Origin of the sequence: Kluyvera huaxiensis (assembly GCF_040149365.1) — a bacterium.
GTDB classification, from domain to species: Bacteria; Pseudomonadota; Gammaproteobacteria; order Enterobacterales; family Enterobacteriaceae; genus Kluyvera; species Kluyvera intermedia_A.
The window spans coordinates 87,149-106,161 of the sequence record NZ_JBEFLV010000014.1 but is presented as its reverse complement, the minus strand read 5'-3'; the positions used below and the strand labels follow the sequence as shown (position 1 = coordinate 106,161).

General features: G+C 55.1%; 17 protein-coding genes. 10 read left to right on the top strand and 7 right to left on the bottom strand.

What is annotated here, in order from left to right; genetic code table 11:
• The 6 genes from ABOC97_RS15420 (at position 1) to ABOC97_RS15395 (ending at position 6,321) form a co-directional block, all read left to right on the top strand.
• Positions 1–333 (top strand): YbaB/EbfC family nucleoid-associated protein, encoded by a 333-nt coding sequence (locus tag ABOC97_RS15420; RefSeq protein WP_052283815.1) that lies wholly within the window; start codon positions 1–3, stop codon positions 331–333.
• Positions 333–938: a recombination mediator RecR gene (gene recR, locus ABOC97_RS15415; RefSeq protein WP_052283814.1), complete on the top strand. Its 606-nt coding sequence runs from the start codon at positions 333–335 to the stop codon at positions 936–938. The genes ABOC97_RS15420 and recR overlap by 1 nt, the downstream gene beginning before the upstream one ends.
• Positions 939–1,046: 108 nt before the next feature.
• On the top strand, positions 1,047–2,921 hold the full coding sequence (htpG, locus tag ABOC97_RS15410; RefSeq protein ID WP_349599309.1) for a molecular chaperone HtpG: 1,875 nt from the start codon (positions 1,047–1,049) through the stop codon (positions 2,919–2,921).
• Positions 2,922–3,154: 233 nt separating this feature from the next.
• Complete coding sequence (gene adk / locus ABOC97_RS15405; protein WP_234501950.1) at positions 3,155–3,799, top strand: adenylate kinase; 645 nt, start codon at positions 3,155–3,157, stop codon at positions 3,797–3,799.
• Between the two features lie 191 nt (positions 3,800–3,990).
• The gene (hemH, locus tag ABOC97_RS15400) at positions 3,991–4,953 is read left to right on the top strand and encodes a ferrochelatase (protein WP_349599306.1); all 963 of its coding nucleotides are present in this window, start codon (positions 3,991–3,993) and stop codon (positions 4,951–4,953) included.
• Positions 4,954–5,016: 63 nt separating this feature from the next.
• Positions 5,017–6,321: an inosine/guanosine kinase gene (locus ABOC97_RS15395; protein ID WP_349599303.1), complete on the top strand. Its 1,305-nt coding sequence runs from the start codon at positions 5,017–5,019 to the stop codon at positions 6,319–6,321.
• A gap of 43 nt (positions 6,322–6,364) precedes the next feature.
• Here ABOC97_RS15395 and ybaL read toward each other — a convergent pair whose 3' ends face one another.
• Positions 6,365–8,041 carry a YbaL family putative K(+) efflux transporter gene (ybaL, locus tag ABOC97_RS15390; RefSeq protein WP_349599301.1) on the bottom strand — a complete coding sequence of 559 codons (1,677 nt, stop codon included), beginning with the start codon at positions 8,039–8,041 and terminating at the stop codon, positions 6,365–6,367.
• A gap of 255 nt (positions 8,042–8,296) precedes the next feature.
• Entirely contained in the window at positions 8,297–9,517 is a 1,221-nt protein-coding gene (locus ABOC97_RS15385; protein ID WP_349599298.1) for an MFS transporter, read from the bottom strand.
• A 174-nt stretch (positions 9,518–9,691) separates the two neighbouring features.
• On the opposite strand from ABOC97_RS15385, the gene ushA reads away from it, so the two are divergent.
• On the top strand, positions 9,692–11,344 hold the full coding sequence (ushA, locus tag ABOC97_RS15380; protein ID WP_349599295.1) for a bifunctional UDP-sugar hydrolase/5'-nucleotidase UshA: 1,653 nt from the start codon (positions 9,692–9,694) through the stop codon (positions 11,342–11,344).
• Between the two features lie 94 nt (positions 11,345–11,438).
• Here ushA and ybaK read toward each other — a convergent pair whose 3' ends face one another.
• The 3 genes from ybaK to copA all read right to left on the bottom strand — a co-directional run bounded on the left by ybaK (position 11,439) and on the right by copA (position 15,505).
• Positions 11,439–11,918, bottom strand: a complete 480-nt coding sequence (gene ybaK, locus ABOC97_RS15375) for a Cys-tRNA(Pro)/Cys-tRNA(Cys) deacylase YbaK (protein ID WP_349599292.1) — start codon at positions 11,916–11,918, stop codon at positions 11,439–11,441.
• Between the two features lie 201 nt (positions 11,919–12,119).
• Positions 12,120–12,914 (bottom strand): TraB/GumN family protein, encoded by a 795-nt coding sequence (locus ABOC97_RS15370; RefSeq protein ID WP_349599289.1) that lies wholly within the window; start codon positions 12,912–12,914, stop codon positions 12,120–12,122.
• An 89-nt stretch (positions 12,915–13,003) separates the two neighbouring features.
• Entirely contained in the window at positions 13,004–15,505 is a 2,502-nt protein-coding gene (gene copA / locus ABOC97_RS15365; RefSeq protein WP_349599286.1) for a copper-exporting P-type ATPase CopA, read from the bottom strand.
• Between the two features lie 95 nt (positions 15,506–15,600).
• Here copA and cueR point away from each other — a divergent pair, with 95 nt between their 5' ends.
• Complete coding sequence (cueR, locus tag ABOC97_RS15360; RefSeq protein WP_234501958.1) at positions 15,601–16,011, top strand: Cu(I)-responsive transcriptional regulator; 411 nt, start codon at positions 15,601–15,603, stop codon at positions 16,009–16,011.
• Between the two features lie 3 nt (positions 16,012–16,014).
• On the opposite strand, the gene ABOC97_RS15355 is transcribed toward cueR, so the two are convergent.
• Both ABOC97_RS15355 and ABOC97_RS15350 read right to left on the bottom strand, forming a co-directional pair.
• On the bottom strand, positions 16,015–16,476 hold the full coding sequence (locus ABOC97_RS15355; RefSeq protein ID WP_349599282.1) for an NfeD family protein: 462 nt from the start codon (positions 16,474–16,476) through the stop codon (positions 16,015–16,017).
• Positions 16,473–17,390, bottom strand: coding sequence for an SPFH domain-containing protein (locus tag ABOC97_RS15350; RefSeq protein ID WP_234501960.1), 918 nt, complete (start codon positions 17,388–17,390; stop codon positions 16,473–16,475). Before ABOC97_RS15350 ends, ABOC97_RS15355 begins: the two co-directional genes overlap by 4 nt.
• A gap of 129 nt (positions 17,391–17,519) precedes the next feature.
• On the opposite strand from ABOC97_RS15350, the gene fetA reads away from it, so the two are divergent.
• Positions 17,520–18,188, top strand: a complete 669-nt coding sequence (gene fetA, locus ABOC97_RS15345) for an iron efflux ABC transporter ATP-binding subunit FetA (protein ID WP_349599403.1) — start codon at positions 17,520–17,522, stop codon at positions 18,186–18,188.
• On the top strand, positions 18,181–18,963 hold the full coding sequence (gene fetB / locus ABOC97_RS15340; RefSeq protein ID WP_349599278.1) for an iron efflux ABC transporter permease subunit FetB: 783 nt from the start codon (positions 18,181–18,183) through the stop codon (positions 18,961–18,963). The genes fetA and fetB overlap by 8 nt, the downstream gene beginning before the upstream one ends.
• Positions 18,964–19,013: the final 50 nt, after the last annotated feature.

Below are 19,013 nucleotides of genomic sequence, written 5' to 3'. Positions count from 1 at the left end.
ATGTTTGGTGGTAAAGGCGGTCTGGGTAACCTGATGAAACAGGCCCAGCAGATGCAAGACAAAATGCAGAAAATGCAGGAAGAAATCGCTCAGCTGGAAGTGACCGGCGAGTCTGGCGCAGGTCTGGTTAAAGTGACCATCAACGGCGCGCATAACTGCCGTCGCGTTGAAATCGACCCAAGCCTGTTGGAAGACGACAAAGACATGCTGGAAGATCTGGTGGCTGCGGCCTTCAACGATGCAGCACGTCGTATCGACGAAACGCAGAAAGAGAAAATGGCTTCCGTTTCCTCCGGTATGCAGCTGCCGCCAGGCTTTAAGATGCCATTCTGATGCAAACCAGTCCGCTGTTAACTCAGCTGATGGAAGCACTGCGCTGTCTGCCGGGCGTTGGCCCGAAGTCAGCGCAGCGCATGGCGTTTACCCTGCTGCAGCGTGACCGCAGCGGCGGGATGCGTCTGGCGCAGGCATTAACGCGCGCGATGTCGGAAATCGGCCACTGCGCCGATTGCCGCACCTTCACCGAGCAGGAGGTGTGCAACATCTGCTCGAACCCGCGTCGCCAGGAGAATGGTCAGATTTGCGTGGTGGAGAGTCCTGCGGACATCTACGCCATTGAGCAAACCGGGCAATTCTCTGGCCGCTACTTCGTGCTGATGGGCCACCTCTCGCCGCTGGACGGCATCGGCCCGGACGATATCGGACTTGACCGACTTGAGCAGCGTCTGGAAACGGAGCAGCTCACCGAGGTTATCCTCGCCACCAACCCGACGGTGGAAGGGGAGGCAACCGCCAACTATATCGCCGAACTGTGCGCACAGGCAGGCGTTGAAGCCAGCCGTATCGCCCACGGCGTGCCGGTTGGCGGCGAGCTGGAGATGGTCGATGGCACCACGCTGTCGCACTCCCTGGCCGGGCGCCATAAGATTCGTTTTTAATCAATCGAGAGCAGGATTTTCTGCTCTCGCTTGAAATCTCTCTCCTCCATCCCCATTTTCCTCTCATCGCTTTTTTTTACCTTGTAATCAGCATTGAGGTATTTTGCAATGAAAGGACAAGAAACCCGTGGCTTTCAGTCAGAAGTAAAACAACTTCTGCATCTGATGATCCATTCTCTGTATTCCAATAAAGAAATCTTCCTGCGTGAGCTTATCTCTAACGCATCGGATGCGGCGGACAAACTGCGTTTTCGTGCGCTGTCGACGCCGGATCTGTATGAAGGTGACGGCGAACTGCGCGTCCGCGTCTCCTTCGATAAAGATAAGCGTACGTTGACCATTGCCGATAACGGCATTGGTATGAACCGCGACGAGGTTATCGATCACCTCGGGACTATCGCCAAGTCCGGCACCAAAGCGTTCCTCGAGTCCATGGGCTCCGATCAGGCTAAAGACAGCCAGCTTATCGGCCAGTTCGGCGTGGGCTTCTACTCGGCGTTTATCGTGGCGGATAAAGTCACCGTGCGTACTCGCGCGGCGGGCGACAAGCCGGAAAACGGCGTGTTCTGGGAATCCGAAGGTGAAGGCGAGTATACCGTTGCCGATATCACCAAAGCCGATCGCGGGACTGAAATTACCCTGCACCTGCGCGAAGGCGAGGACGATTTCCTCGACGACTGGCGCGTGCGTTCTGTTATCAGCAAATATTCCGACCATATTGCGCTGCCGGTAGAGATTGAAAAACAGGAAGAAAAAGACGGTGAAACCGTTGTCTCCTGGGAGAAAATCAACAAGGCGCAGGCGCTGTGGACGCGTAATAAAGCTGAGCTTAACGACGACGAATACAAAGAGTTCTACAAGCACATCGCCCATGACTTTACTGATCCGCTGACCTGGAGCCACAACCGTGTGGAAGGTAAGCAGGAATACACCAGCCTGCTGTACATTCCATCGCAGGCGCCATGGGACATGTGGAACCGCGATCACAAGCACGGCCTGAAGCTGTACGTGCAGCGCGTGTTCATCATGGACGATGCTGAGCAGTTCATGCCGAACTACCTGCGTTTCGTTCGTGGCCTGATAGATTCCAACGATCTGCCGCTGAACGTGTCGCGTGAAATTCTGCAGGACAGCACGGTTACTCGTAACCTGCGTAATGCGCTGACCAAGCGTGTACTGCAGATGCTGGATAAACTGGCCAAAGACGATGCAGAGAAATATCTGACCTTCTGGAAACAGTTCGGTCTGGTATTGAAAGAAGGCCCGGCAGAAGACAACGGCAACCAGGAAGCAATTGCTAAATTGCTGCGCTTCGCGTCGACTCATACCGACTCTTCTGAGCAGACCGTGTCGCTGGCCGACTACGTTTCGCGCATGAAAGAAGGGCAGGAGAAGATTTACTACATCACCGCCGACAGCTATGCCGCGGCGAAGAGCAGCCCGCATCTGGAGCTGCTGCGTAAGAAAGGCATCGAAGTGCTGCTGCTTTCTGACCGCATCGATGAGTGGATGATGAACTACCTGACCGAGTTCGACGGCAAGGTGTTCCAGTCCGTAGCCAAAGCCGATGAATCTATCGACAAGCTGGCGGACGACGTTGACGAAAGCGCGAAAGAAGCGGAAAAAGCGCTGACGCCGTTCGTTGAGCGCGTGAAAACGCTGCTGGGCGATCGCGTGAAAGAGGTACGTCTGACTCACCGTCTGACCGATACCCCGGCTATCGTGACCACCGATGCGGACGACATGAGCACCCAGATGGCAAAACTGTTTGCCGCTGCGGGCCAGGCCGCGCCGGAAGTGAAGTACATCTTTGAACTGAACCCGGATCACGTGCTGGTGAAACGCACCGCCGATACTCAGGACGAAGGGCAGTTTAAAGAGTGGGTTGAGCTGCTGCTCGATCAGGCACTGTTCGCTGAGCGCGGTACGCTGGAAGATCCTAACCAGTTTATTCGCCGCATGAACCAGCTGCTGGTGTCCTGATAAGACAGGCCCTTACCCTAACCCTCTCCCATCGGGAGAGGGGACCGATTGTGCAAATGGTCATAATGGGTACCAGCCCTCTCCCACCGGGGGAGGGCACCAAACCGCACGTTGGGTAAAATATCGTACCATTAACCGTTTCAGCCAACCCTCCTTCCTTGAGCCATCGCCGTTCTGATGGTATCTTTTAGCGCTTTTTAAAAATATTGATAACCTTTGAGGGGATTTTCGCAATGCGTATCATTCTGCTTGGCGCTCCGGGCGCGGGGAAAGGAACTCAGGCACAGTTCATCATGGAGAAATATGGCATTCCGCAAATTTCCACCGGTGACATGCTGCGTGCCGCGGTGAAATCTGGCAGCGAGCTGGGCAAACAAGCTAAAGACATCATGGACGCGGGCAAACTGGTTACTGATGAACTGGTTATCGCGCTGGTGAAAGAGCGTATCTCCCAGGAAGACTGCCGTAACGGTTTCCTGCTGGACGGCTTCCCGCGTACTATTCCGCAAGCTGACGCTATGAAAGAAGCGGGTATCAACGTTGACTACGTTCTGGAATTCGACGTTCCTGATGAACTGATCGTTGACCGTATCATTGGTCGTCGCGTTCACGCGGCATCTGGCCGTGTTTACCACATCAAATTCAACCCGCCTAAGGTTGAAGGCAAAGATGATGTGACCGGCGAAGAGCTGAGCACCCGTAAAGACGATCAGGAAGAAACCGTGCGTAAACGTCTGGTTGAATACCATCAGATGACTGCTCCGCTTATCGGTTACTACTCCAAAGAAGCGCAGGCGGGTAACACCAAGTACGCGAAAGTTGACGGCACCAAAGCCGTAGCCGACGTACGCGCTGAACTGGCGAAAATCCTCGGTTAATGTTTCACGCCATCTCGCACGTTGCGTGCTGGATGGCGGCGTAAACGTCTTATCAGGCCTATTGATTATCCTGTAGGTCTGATAAGTGCAGTGCCATCCGGCAAATTCTCACACCACCTCTTACAGCAATTAGTTTTTCTTCCCCCTTTTCCGCTACAATTATCAACAATTTGAATCGATAAGAGGCGGTAATGCATCATAAGAAACCCGGTATTCTGCTGGTTAACCTCGGCACCCCTGACGCGCCGACGCCGGGCGCAATTAAACGTTACCTGCTGCAATTTCTTAGCGACCGACGCGTTGTCGATACCCCGCGACTGCTCTGGTGGCCGTTACTGCGCGGCGTGATCCTGCCCATTCGCGCCCCGCGCGTGGCGAAACTGTATCAATCCGTATGGATGGAAGAGGGTTCGCCGCTGATGGTTTACAGCCGCCGACAGCAACGTGCATTGGCCGCGCGTTTGCCGGAAGTCCCGGTGGTATTAGGGATGAGCTATGGCACGCCGTCGCTGCAAAGCGCGGTAGATGAGCTGCTAGCGCAGGGCGTTGACCAACTGATCGTTCTGCCGCTCTATCCTCAGTACTCTTGCTCTACCGTTGCGGCGGTGTGGGACGAACTGGCACGCATTCTGGCGACCAAGCGCGCGATCCCCAGCGTGTCGTTTATTCGTGACTATGCGACCAACCACGACTACATTCAGGCGCTGGCCGCCAGCGCGCGCGCCTCGTTTGAACGCCACGGCGAACCGGAAGTGCTGCTGCTTTCCTACCACGGCATTCCCCAGCGTTACGCCAATGAAGGGGATGACTACCCGCAGCGTTGCCGCGACACCACCCGCGAGTTAGTTTCTGCGTTAGGCATCTCGCCCGATAGAGTGATGATGACCTATCAATCGCGCTTTGGTCGCGAGCCGTGGCTGACACCGTACACCGACGAGACGCTGAAAATGCTCGGTGAAAAAGGGGTGAAGCACATTCAGGTGATGTGCCCTGGCTTCTCCGCGGATTGTCTGGAAACGCTCGAAGAGATTGCGGTACAAAACCGCGAAGTATTCCTCGAGGCGGGCGGGCAGAAATATGAATACATTCCGGCGCTGAACGACGATGACGCGCACATTACGATGATGGCCAACCTGACCGCATCGTATCGCTAATCGCAAGCAGGCGGGGGAGTGTGCTACTATTCTCCGCCTGTTAACGGCCACACAAAAATCACCATGAAATTTCCCGGTAAGCGCAAATCTAAACACTATTTCCCGGTGGACGCTCGCGATCCGCTGTTAAAACAGATCCAGCCTGAGAGCGAAAACAGCGTCTCGTGGGTGGTCGGCATAGACCAGACGTTGGTGGATATCGAAGCCAAAGTCGACGATGCGTTTACCGCACGCTATGGCCTGAGCGCCGGGCACTCGCTGGTGATTGAAGATGATGTGGCGGAAGCGCTGTACCAGGAGCTGGTGCGCGAAAATCTGATTACCCACCAGTTTGCTGGCGGGACCATTGGCAATACGATGCACAACTATTCGGTGCTGGCTGACGACCGCTCGGTCCTGCTTGGCGTAATGTGCAGCAATATTGAAATTGGTGGCTATGCCTATCGTTACCTGTGTAATACCTCCAGCCGTACTGACCTTAACTATCTGCAGGGCGTGGACGGGCCAATTGGCCGCTGCTTCACGCTGATCGGCGATGCGGGTGAGCGCACCTTTGCCATCAGCCCTGGGCATATGAATAAGCTGCGTCCGGAGAGTATCCCTGAGTCGGTTATTGCCGGGGCATCTGCGCTGGTGCTGACGTCTTATCTGGTGCGCTGCAAACCGGGCGAACCGATGCCGGATGCGACCATGCAGGCGATTGCCTACGCCAAAAAATACGACGTGCCGGTGGTACTGACGCTGGGGACTAAATTCGTTATCGCCGACAGCCCGGAGTGGTGGCAGAGCTTTATCAAAGAGCACGTGTCGATTCTGGCGATGAATGAAGAAGAGGCTGAAGCGCTGACCGGATTGAGCGATCCGCTGCAGGCTGCAGATAAAGCGCTGGATTGGGTCGATCTGGTGCTGTGCACCGCCGGGCCAACCGGGCTGTATATGGCGGGCTTCACCGAAAATGATGCCAAACGGAAAACGCAGCATCCGCTGCTGCCGGGCGCCATTGCCGAATTTAACCAGTACGAATTCAGCCGCGCGGTACGGTATAAAGATTGCCATGATCCGCTGCGTATCTATTCTCATATTGCGCCGTTTATGGGCGGGCCTGAGAAAATTATGAATACCAACGGCGCCGGTGACGGCGCGCTGGCGGCGCTGCTGCACGATATTACCGCCAACGCTTATCACCGCTCGAACGTGCCAAACTCCAGTAAACATCAGCACTGCTGGTTGACCTATTCGTCGCTGGCGCAGGTGTGTAAGTATGCGAACAGGGTGAGCTATCAGGTATTGAACCAGCATTCACCGCGCCTGACGCGTGGTCTGCCGGAGAAAGAAGATAGCCTCGAAGAGGCGTACTGGGAACGTTAATTGAGATATGACCGCGGGGGCCAATGGCCCCCGCTTTTTTTAACTACCCGCTAACCGCCTCTTTTAGCGGCGGCTCACTCAGCAGTCCCAGCATGGTTTTGGCAATCTCACGCTCACCCATTACCACTTCATTCGCACCACGTTCGCTGATATAGGCGACTTCATCGTCGTAATGAGCACGGGCGATAATCTCGAGGTGCGGACACTTCTCGCGGGCGCTGGCCACAATTTCCCCGGCCTCGTAGCCGTTTGGAATGGTCAGCAGCAGCCAGCGGGCGCAGTCGAGGTGCGCGAGATTCATAATCTCTTCATTGGCGGCATTGCCCAGCACCGCACGGATACCGCGCTCACGCAGCTCGTCCACGCGGGTACGCGAGGTTTCAATCACCACCAATGGAATGCCCTGAGCCATTAACTTCTCACCCAGCAGGCTCCCTACGCGGCCATAACCGACCAGCAGCGCATGGTTGCAGATATCCACCGGGATCTGTTTTTCGTCTTCCATCGCCTCTTCAAGCGTTTGCTCTTCCAGCGTTTCCGTCTTCTCGAGATATTTCTCAAGCACTGTGAACAGCACCGGATTCAGCATAATGGAGAGGATTGCACCCGCCAGCACCAGGTTTTGCCCGGCCTGTGGGAGCAAATCCAGCGCCATACCCAGACCGGCGAGAATAAAGGCGAATTCACCAATCTGCGCGAGGCTGGTGGCGATGGTCAACGCGGTGCGCTGCGAGTGGCCAAACAGACGCACCAGCCCGAATGCCGCCAAAGACTTACCGAAGATAATGATGGCCAGCGTCGCCAGTACTGCCAGCGGCTGTTCAATCAGGACCAGCGGGTCAAACAGCATGCCGACGGAGACAAAGAACAGCACCGCAAAAGCATCACGCAGCGGCAGCGTGTCGTGAGCGGCGCGATGGCTTAGTTCGGACTCGTTTAGCACCATCCCGGCGAAGAAGGCACCTAGCGCGAAGGAGACGTCGAAAAGCTCAACGGCACCAAAGGCGATGCCCAGCGCCAACGCCAGCACCGATAAGGTAAACAGTTCGCGAGAGCCAGTCGCGGCGCTGCGTGAGAGGATCCACGGCACCAGTCGACGGCCGACCAGCATCATGATGGCGATAAACGCCACAACTTTACCAATCGTAATGGCCATATCCATTGCCAGCGAGGCAAGGCCAACATTCTCTTTTTCCATCATTCCGGCAACGGCTGGCAGCAGAACCAGCGTCAGCACCATCACCAGATCTTCGACAATAAGCCAGCCAATGGCGATTTGCCCCCGCTGGCTATCAATAAGCTGACGTTCTTCCAGGGCACGCAGCAACACCACGGTACTGGCGGTAGAAAGACATAAACCAAAGACGATACCGGTCATTATTGACCAGCCTAAGAAGGTGGAGAGCAGCATCCCGAGAAGGGTGGCGACGGCGATTTGGGCTATCGCTCCGGGGATGGCTATCGACTTTACCGCCATCAGATCCTTGAGCGAGAAATGGAGACCCACGCCAAACATCAGCAGAATAACGCCCAGTTCTGCCAGTTCCGGCGCAAGCTTAGTGTCAGCGACAAATCCTGGAGTGAATGGTCCGGCCAGCACGCCCGCTAATAAATAACCCACCAGTGGTGAAATTCTTAACTTATTGGCAATCATGCCAAGGAAAAAAGCGAGCACAAGGCCACCAACAATGGTGGTGATAAGCGGTGTGGCGTGATGCATTCCGTCTCCTTTCGTCGTGATGCGTGGTTCCATTTTTGGTGCAGAGTGTCAAAACAACCTGAAAACCAAAAAGCCTGGTAATAGTTTATGACAATTTCCATCATTATGTTTGTGAATAATTCTTGAATTTAGCTAAAAAATTGAATTTTTAGAGGTAAATGGCACAAAAGTGAAAAATAGATAAGGGAGGCTAGGTAGGGGGCGAGATTACAGGGAGATGGCGGCAGCCAAAATGATACTTTGGCTGCCTATAACTTAGTGTTTCTGGCGGTTATCAGGTAGGAATATGGTCAACATCCCAATAAGTGGTAGGAAAGCACATATTTTATAAACCAATTCAATACTGGTGTGGTCGGCAATCAGCCCCAACACCGCAGCACCTAAGCCACCCATGCCAAAGGCGAAACCGAAGAATAGTCCGGAAACCATGCCGATACGGCCGGGTAACAGCTCCTGCGCGTACACCAGGATGGCCGAAAACGCTGAAGCGAGAATAAATCCAATGATCACCGTTAAAATACCGGTCCACCACAGGGTTGCATAAGGTAAAAGGAGGGTAAACGGTGCAACGCCGAGGATAGAGCCCCAAATTACATATTTACGACCAATTTTATCCCCGACAGGGCCACCAATCACCGTGCCTGCGGCCACCGCGAACAGGAAGGCAAATAAATGAATCTGCGCATTCTGTACGGATAATCCGAATTTTTGCATCAGATAAAAGGTGTAATAGCTGCTAATGCTCGCCATATAGAAGTATTTCGAGAAAATCAGCATTAACAGGATGGAAACGGCGAGAATCACTTTATTTTTTGGCAGCGGATTAATAATCGGCGCTTTCGGTTTCCCTTTGTTCATACGATGCTGTGCGGCGTACCAGCGGCTCACCTGCGCCAGCACCACAATCGCCAGCAGTGCGGCCAGCACAAACCAGGCGACGTTGCCTTTGCCGTACGGCGCAATGATGACCGCCGCCAGCAATGGCCCGAGCGAGCTGCCAAAGTTACCGCCCACCTGGAAGATAGATTGCGCCAGCCCGTGACGGCCACCGGAGGCCATGCGCGCCACGCGGGAGGATTCCGGGTGGAAAACCGAAGAACCGGTCCCGACCAGGGCTGCAGCCAGCAAAACCATAGCGAAACTTCCGGCCAGCGCCAGTAGCACCAGGCCCGTCAGGGTAAAGCACATGCCCACCGGCAGCGACCACGGCATCGAGCGCTTATCGGTGATGTAACCGATAACCGGCTGGAATAGCGACGAGGTAAGCTGGAAGGTCAGGGTGATCATCCCGATCTGCACAAACGTCAGCGAAAACTCCGACTGGAGCAGCGGGTAAATCGCGAGGATCAGCGATTGAATCATATCGTTTAGCAGATGGGAGAGGCTGATTGCTCCCAGGATACCAAATGAGGTGCGGCCCTTTTGCGACGACGTCGAAGGGCCTGGCCGGGTAGGGCTAGTTTCAGAGATTGCCATAGATTCCACTTGTATTGTATCGAGCGATGTTGGGGATAAACGCTTTAATAATAATTATCAGACTAAGATACCTGCCTAAGACGTTTGAAGGAAGTCTCATTTCTGAAAACAAATTAGACTAATATTTCATAGCGTTGTAATTTCTGCGGTTGTTATTCACTCAGGGAGAGAATTATGCGATTCGTCAAACGGGGCGTGGCGTTGGCGATGCTGGCGGCTTTATCGTTAACCAGCATTTCTGCACAGGCTTACCAGCAAGATAAAACTTACAAAATAACTATTCTTCATACCAACGATCATCACGGGCACTTCTGGCGTAGCGAATACGGTGAATACGGCCTGGCAGCGCAAAAAACGCTGGTGGATGGCATTCGCAAAGAAGTGGCGGCAGAGGGCGGGAGCGTGCTGCTGCTGTCCGGCGGCGATATCAACACCGGGGTGCCAGAGTCTGACCTCCAGGACGCCGAGCCTGATTTTCGTGGAATGAACCTGGTGGGCTACGATGCAATGGCCGTTGGTAACCACGAATTCGATAATCCGATGAGCGTGCTGCGCCAGCAAGAAAAGTGGGCCAAATTCCCGTTCCTCTCTGCCAATATTTATCAAAAAAGTACCGGTGAACGCCTGTTTAAGCCTTGGGCGCTGTTCAAACGCCAGGATCTGAAAATTGCCGTGATTGGTTTAACCACCGACGACACGGCGAAAATCGGTAACCCGGAATACTTCACCGACATCGAATTCCGCAAGCCGGCGGAAGAGGCGAAGCTGGTTATCCAGGAGCTGCAACAAAATGAGAAGCCGGATCTGATTCTGGCGACCACCCATATGGGGCACTACGACAACGGCGAGCACGGTTCCAACGCGCCGGGCGACGTCGAGATGGCACGTAGCCTGCCTGCCGGCTCGCTGGCGATGATTGTGGGTGGCCACTCACAAGATCCGGTGTGCATGGCCTCAGAGAATAAAAAGCAGGTCGATTATGTGCCTGGCACCCCGTGTGCTCCGGACAAACAGAATGGTATCTGGATTGTTCAGGCCCACGAGTGGGGCAAATACGTCGGCCGCGCTGACTTTGAGTTCCGCAACGGCGAGCTGAAGCTGGTGCACTATCAGCTGATCCCGGTCAACCTGAAGAAGAAAGTCACCTATGACAACGGGCAGAGTGAGCGCGTACTTTACACGCCACAAATCCCTGAAAACCCACAAATGCTGTCGTTACTGACGCCGTTCCAGAGTAAAGGTAAGGCGCAGCTGGATGTCAAAGTGGGCAGCGTCAACGGGCATCTGGAAGGCGATCGCAGCAAGGTACGCTTTGTACAGACCAATATGGGGCATCTGATTCTGGCGGCACAAATGGCGCGTACTAGCGCTGATTTTGGCGTGATGAGCGGCGGCGGTATTCGTGATTCCATTGAGGGCGGGAATATCACCTACAAGAGCGTGCTGAAGGTGCAGCCATTTGGCAACGTAGTGGTCTACGCCGATATGAGCGGCAAAGAAGTGGTTGAATATCTGACCGCCGTGGCGCAGATGAAGCCGGACTCCGGTGCCTATCCGCAGTTCGCCAACGTCAGCTTTGTGGCGAAAGGTGGGCAGCTACAGGATCTGAAAATCAAAGGCGAGGCGATTGACCCGGCGAAAACCTACCGTTTAGCCACCCTGAGCTTTAACGCCACCGGCGGCGACGGCTATCCGAAGATTGATAGCAAACCGGGATATGTGAATACCGGCTTTATCGATGCTGAAGTATTGAAGCAGTACATCGAACAGAATTCACCGCTAGATGTAAATGCTTACGAACCGAAAGGGGAAGTGAGCTGGCAGTAAGGTTTTGAGTCGTTCCCGGCGGCGCTGCGCTTGGCCGGGCTACGTTCTATTCCCTCTCCCCTTGGGGAGAGGGTGAGGGGACAACCCGCACCGATCAATCCCGGCGCGCGATATCCGCAAAGATCGCGCCGAGGATTTTCGCTAAATCAGCCGCCGCCAGTTCAATATCTAATCCGCGTTTACCGCCGGAGACAAAAATAGAGGCAAATTCCTGAGACGGGGCGTCGATAACCGTCGGCAGACGTTTTTTCTGCCCTAACGGGCTGATGCCGCCCACCAGATACCCGGTGACGCGCTGCGCCACCATCGGGTCGGCCATATCGACCTTTTTCGCGCCAAGCGCTTTGGCCACTTTTTTGAGATCCAACTGCCCGGCAACCGGCGTCACTGCGACGGCGAGCTGTTTCATATCACCATTCATCGCAACCAGCAGCGTTTTATACACCTGGTCGGCATTGAGACCTAATTTACGCACTACTTCGTCCCCGAAGTTAGTTTCGTTCGGATCGTGATCGTAGGTGTGGATGCTAAATGGGATTTTGTTCTTTTCAAGTAACTTAACGGCGGGAGTCATAACGTTCCTTCTTACCACAAACGGGATATGCACTCAGCATACGCCCGGAAACAGACTAAAAAATAGTATAATCTTGCGCATTAGGTCTTGGCAGTTGCGGCAACTTTGAGCGACAATCGAAGGATCCGGAGTGAAAACTTCGGGATAATAATAATGATGAAATTCCTCTTTGACGGGCCAATAGAAATATTGGCCATTTTTTTATTTCAACATCTGCGGCAGATTGCCTTCCCCGTATAAATGCAGCGCCCCCACGGCAACAACGTAGCGTCCCGGCGGAAGCGCCAGCAGCGTATCGCGCCAGGCCTCATTGCGTTTCACCATCAACACATCATACAGCGATTGGCTGAAGGTATTCGGCAGCGGTCCCGGCCCGTTTGACGGCGGCTGCTGTAACCACCAGCCGATCATCACCTGTAGCAATCGGGCGTTGGTATGCCAGTGGGTCAAGGTATCATCCAGCAGCGCCATCCCACCGTCGGGCAACTGACACAGTAGATCAACCTGGCTATCAGCGCCTTCCAGCTCCTGCACCGGCAGTTCGACGGCCCGCGCGGCGGTCAGCAGCTGGTAGTCAATGCCATAGTCGGGGCGTAGCCCCAGTCGTTGTGCTTGGGTCGCTTGCAACACCATGGCAATCTGCCACAGCGGCTGGCTATCAAAGCGAAACAGCGATAGCCCCTGTTCGTTGACCCGACTCTCCAGTTCGCTCAACTGCTTTTCGCTCAGCCGTTCGGCCAGCGGCGGGCAGACGGGAAGATGAGAGAATGGGGTCTCGCTGCCGGAAATATCGGCCTCAACGATCAGCGCATCGGCCTGGCGCAGCTTTTTAATCAGCCTGGCGGGAAGAGGGGCCATATCGCGAGTGCCCATATGAATACTGCCGACCAGATGTAAATGGCGACCGCCGGGTAGCGAAACGTCCAGCGCAGGCCAGCTATAAGGTGAACCGCGCAGGGCGTGCCACAGGCGTTGTAGTTGATTTAACAGGCTCATCCGCGCTCCCTGGAAGGAAAATCTCATGCTAGCGCGATGGGGGAAAAGGTGCAAACGCGTCCCTCCCGAAGGCGGGAGGGACGGCGGGGTTACTGTTTTGGTTTAAAGCGCAGCAGGCGGTTGGCGTTGCTGACCACGGTAATAGAGGAGAGCGCCATCGCGGCTCCGGCAACCACCGGATTGAGCAATGTGCCGGTCAGCGGCCACAGGATCCCAGCGGCAATCGGAATGCCCAGCGAGTTGTACACAAAGGCACCCAGCAGGTTTTGCTTCATGTTGCGCAGCGTGGCGCGGGAGATAGCCAGCGCATCGGCAACACCCACCAGGCTATGACGCATCAAGGTAATCGCCGCGGTTTCAATCGCCACATCGCTGCCGCCGCCCATGGCGATACCCACTTCAGCCTGTGCCAGAGCAGGAGCATCGTTGATGCCATCGCCGATCATCGCCACTTTCTGGCCCTGCGCCTGCAGATCTTTAATCGCCTGCGCTTTGCCGTCCGGTAAGACGCCAGCAATTACTTCATCAATTCCGGCCTCTTTGGCAATGGCGTTGGCGGTGATAGGGTTATCGCCGGTCAGCATCACCAGGCGATAACCTTCCCGGTGCAAACGTTGCAGTGCGGTAACGCTGTCGCTGCGCAGCGGGTCGCGAATGGCGAACAGCGCGGCGGCATAGCCGTCAACGGCTAACAGCACCGGGGTAGCGCCTTGAGCTGCCTGTTGCGTCATCTCATCGTCGAGTTCATGGGTGACGACCTGCTGTTCATGCATTAATGCCTGATTACCCAGCAGCAGCTGGTGTCCGTCGACTTCACCGCTCACCCCCAGACCACGCAGGGTACGGAAGGCATTGACCTGCGGTAACGACTTCTCGGCGGCTTTTTCTAAAATAGCGCGTGCCAGCGGATGGTTTGAACCCTGCTCCAGCGCAGCGGCCAGACGTAGCGCGGTGGCTTCGCTAATGGTACCCAGCGTTTTCACCGCCACCACCTGCGGCTTGCCTTCGGTCAGGGTGCCGGTTTTATCAAATACCAGCGTGGTCAGCTCGCTGGCACGCTGTAATGCATCGGCATCTCGTACCAGTACGCCATATTCAGCGGCGCGGCCAACGCCGGAGATTATCGACATCGGTGTTGCCAAACCGAGCGCACAAGGACAGGCGATAATCAGCACCGTGGTGGCAATTACCAGGGTGTAAACAATCTGCGGTGCAGGGCCGAAGAAATACCAGATAGCGGCGCTGAAAATGGCGATCGCGACCACCACCGGCACGAACACCGCCGAGATTTTGTCGGCCAGTTGACCGATTTCCGGCTTGCTGCTCTGCGCCTGACGCACCATCTTAATGATGCGTGATAAGGTGGTGTGGCTGCCGACCGCGCTGGCGCGGAACAGCACGGAGCCGTCCTGCACCACGGTACCGGCATGAATGCTATCGCCGTCGCCTTTTTGCTGCGGAATAGGCTCGCCGGTCAGCATCGCTTCATCAAACCAGGCTTCACCCTGGCTAATTTCGCCGTCCACTGGCACGCGATCGCCGGTGGCGAGACGCAGGGTCATACCCGGCTGCACGTCGGCCAGCGGCACGGTTTTTTCGCCGTCATCGGTGACCACGCGCGCGGTCGGCGGCGTGAGGTCGAGTAATTTTTCCAGCGCCCGGGACGAACGCTGACGCGCCCGCGCTTCCAGCATATGGCCGAGGTTTATCAGGCCGATAATCATGGCGCTGGCTTCGTAATAGAGGTGGCGGGCTTCCATCGGGAACCACTGCGGCCACAGGTTAACGCTCATCGAATAGAGCCATGCCACGCCGGTACCGAGGGCGACCAGCGTGTCCATGGTGGCGGTACGGTTCTTCAGGCTTTTCCAGGCGCTACTGTAGAAGTGCCCACCGGCAAAGACCATCACCGCGAGGGTGGCAAGGCCAATCACCAGCCACAGGGAACGGTTATCATCGGAGACCATCATGTTGTCGCCGATCATCCCCCAGACCATCACCGGAATACCGACCAGCAGGGCGACTATCGCCTGCCAGCGAAAACGTTTCATGGTAGCCAGCGCGGTTTCCTGCTGGCGTTCGCGGCGCTTGAGATCGTCCTCAATCGCTTCTGCGCCGTAGCCTGCTTTCTCTACGGCCTGCACTAAATCACCGGCGGAAGCGTTGCCCATCACTAAGGCTGTGCGCTCCGCCAGGTTTACCCGTGCCTGTACGACGCCTGGGACAGCCTGCAAAGCCTTCTGTACCCGGGAAACGCAGCTGGCGCAGCTCATACCGTTGATCAGCAATTGTTGGCTGTCATCCAGATCCTGTGCTGCCGGAAGCTCAGGGGTGGCCGCTGTCAGTGCTTCCGACGGGGATGATGACTCTGCCAGCGGTTTAGCCTTTGGGTGGCTTAACTCCGCACCGTACCCAGCTTGTTTAATGGTGTCGATAAGCGCCTCGGCGCTGGCGCTGCCGGTGATGTGTGCAGCTTCGATAGTGACGTCTGCCTGCTCAACGTCGGGACGTTGCTCCAGACTCTCTTTAACGCGTTTTACGCAGTGACCGCAGGACAGGCCGTCCAGAGTCAGGTCGATGGTATGAGACATGATGCTCTCCTTAATTGCAGGGTGACCAAATTCACCTTTTCGTCTACAGTTATGAAGGTTAAACCTTCCAGCAAGGGGAAGGTCAAGGGGGAAAAGTGAATATCAGTGATGTTGCCAAAAAAACCGGGTTAACCAGCAAAGCCATTCGCTTTTATGAAGAGAAAGGGCTGGTGACGCCGCCGCTGCGCAGCGAGAATGGCTACCGTAGCTATACGCAAAAGCACCTGGATGAATTTACGCTGCTGCGCCAGGCGCGACAGGTGGGGTTTAATCTGGAAGAGTGCGGCGAGCTGGTGAATCTGTTCAACGATCCCCAGCGCCACAGCGCAGATGTGAAGGCATATACGCTGCAAAAAGTGGCGGATATTGAACGTCATATCAGTGATTTGCAGGCGATGCGCGACCAGCTAATGTCGCTGGCCGCTTCCTGCCCGGGCGATGACAGCGCCGACTGTCCGATTATTGATAATCTGTCCGGCTGCTGCCATCGTAAAGCCCAGGCGTGATGCTTAGCGAGGAGGGGAGAGCCTGATGCGCAGGACGATCCCTTCCACCGCAACCACTTCCACTTTACTGCCCGCGGGCAGATCGTCATCGGCGATAACCGGCCACGAACTGTCGCCGACGCGCATATGGCCGCGGCCGTTAATCAGCGTACTGTCGAGCGTAAAACGCTGCCCTAGCAGCTGTTGATCGCGCTGGTTAAGCTGGCTTTCCGCCGGGCGCTGACCGCTAGCCCGCCGGTTTAGCCACTTCCACCACAGCCAGGCTGCCAGCAGCGTAAGTACCGCAAACAGCGTACCCTGCCATTCCCAGCCAAGCGGCAGGATCCACGTCAGTAGCCCGGTAACGGCTGCGGCAACGCCGCTCCACAGCAGGTAGCCGCTACCGCCGAGCATTTCTGCTGCCAGCAGCAGCCCGCCGAGACTCAGCCAAAAGATATGCGGGTGCGCGAGCACCAGGGCAATCATGATGATTTCCGTTCGCTGGCGCTGTCTTTAATCAGCTCGGCGATCCCGGCGATTGAGCCCATCAGGCTGCTGGCATCCAGCGGCATCATCACCACTTTACTGTTGCTGGATGAACCAATTTGCTGCAGCGCGTCGGTATATTTCTGCGCCACGAAGTAGTTCACCGCCTGGATATCCCCGGCTGCAATTGCCTCAGAGACCATTTTGGTCGCTCGGGCTTCAGCTTCTGCGGAACGTTCGCGCGCTTCTGCCTGCAGGAACGCCGACTGACGCTCACCTTCTGCGGTGAGGATCTGCGCCTGTTTTTCACCTTCAGCTTTGACTATCTGCGCCTGGCGGATACCTTCGGCCTCCAGAATGTAGGCTCGTTTGGTTCGTTCGGCCTTCATCTGCGCGTTCATCGCATCAATCAGCTCCGCCGGTGGGCGCACGTCGCGAATTTCAATACGGGTAATTTTGATGCCCCACGGATTGGTGGCTTCATCGACGATATGTAGCAGGCGAGTGTTGATGTTGTCGCGCTGGGAGAGCATTTCATCGAGCTCCATCGAGCCGAGCACGGTACGGATGTTGGTCATCGTCAGGTTGATAATCGCCAGCTCAAGGTTGCTGACTTCATACGCCGCTTTTGGCGCATCAATCACCTGGATAAAGCAGACGGCATCAATAGAGACGTTGGCGTTGTCTTTCGAGATAACTTCCTGAGAAGGGATGTCGAGGACCTGTTCCATCATGTTGATCTTACGGCCAATACGGTCCATAAACGGCACTACCAGGCTTAAGCCGGGATGCAGCGTTTTGGTATAGCGGCCAAAGCGCTCAACCGTCCATTGATAGCCTTGCGGTACAACTTTGACGCCTGCGGCAACAATCACCAGCGCGACGAAGATAAGAATAGGGATAAATACCAGCATAAAACCTCCTGTTTAACTGTCCGTAACCTCATTAAGTATATCGGCTATGACGCTGAAATTCGCCCCCTGAAATTAATTGGCGTTACACTGTAGGGACAAAAGAAAAAATCAGGATATGGAATGGCAACAATGGAAAATAGCGCTATTTTACAGCTGCAAAATGTGGGCTTTGATATTGGTGGGCAGACGATTCTTAACGCGGTTAATCTCGGCATTGCCCGCGGAGAATTTAAACTCATTACCGGACCTTCAGGATGTGGGAAAAGCACCTTATTAAAAATAATCGCTTCGCTGCTTTCACCGAGCCGCGGTGAGATTCTCTTTGAAGGTAAAGAGATAACCGCGCTTTCACCCGAGGCCTATCGTCAGCAGGTCTCATACTGCGCGCAAACCCCAGCGCTGTTTGGCGATACGGTATATGACAACCTGATATTTCCCTGGCAAATTCGCGGTAAGCAGCCGGAGCCGGATCGTTTTCTGTCGCAGTTGGTTCAATTCGGTTTGCCGGAAGAGACGCTGTCAAAATCGATAAACGAACTCTCGGGTGGGGAAAAGCAGCGGGTGTCATTAATTCGCAATCTGCAATTTCTGCCTAAAGTGCTGCTGCTGGATGAAATTACCAGCGCGCTGGACGAGAGCAATAAAAAGAACGTTAACGACATCATTCACCAGTACGTTCGCGATAAACAGGTGGCGGTACTGTGGGTGACGCACGATAAAGATGAAATTAGCCATGCGGATGAGGTAATAACGCTGCCATCCCATCGAGAAAGCGTGCGGGAGGCACATCATGAATGATCATATTATTACTAACGAATCGTTAGCGCTGTCGATGGTGTTGGTGCTGATTGCGGTGCTGGTAAGTTATCGGGAAAAGCTGGCGCTGGAAAAAGACATTATCTGGAGTATCTGCCGGGCGGTGGTACAACTGGTGATCGTCGGTTATGTGTTGAAGTACATCTTCAACGTCAACCACGCAATCCTGACGCTGTGTATGGTGCTGTTTATCTGCTTTAACGCCGCCTATAACGCGCAAAAGCGCAGTAAATACATTGATAAAGCATTTATCTCCTCGTTTATCGCCATTACCACCGGCGCCGGGCTGACGCTGGCGGTACTGGTGTTTTCCGGGTCAATCGCCTTTGTACCGATGCAGGTGATCCCAATCTCGGGGATGATTGCCGGTAACGCGATGATTGCGGTGGGATTGTGCTACAACAATCTGGGGCAGCGCTTCAGCGCCGAGCAGCAGCAAATTCAGGAAAAGTTAAGCCTGGGTGCGACGCCGAAAATGGCCTCGGCAAGGCTTATTCGCGAAAGCATCCGCGCATCGCTTATCCCAACGGTGGACTCCGCGAAAACAGTGGGCCTGGTGAGCCTGCCGGGGATGATGTCGGGGCTGATTTTCGCCGGTATCGACCCGGTAAAAGCGATTAAATACCAGATTATGGTGACGTTTATGCTGCTTTCTACCGCTAGCCTGTCGACGATTATCGCCTGCTATCTGACCTATCGGAAGTTTTACAACTCTCGCCACCAGCTGGTGGTGACGCAGTTGAAGAAGAGTGCGTGAGGGATTTCGCCCGGACTATGTGTCGTCCGGGCGATGAACGTGTAATCGTT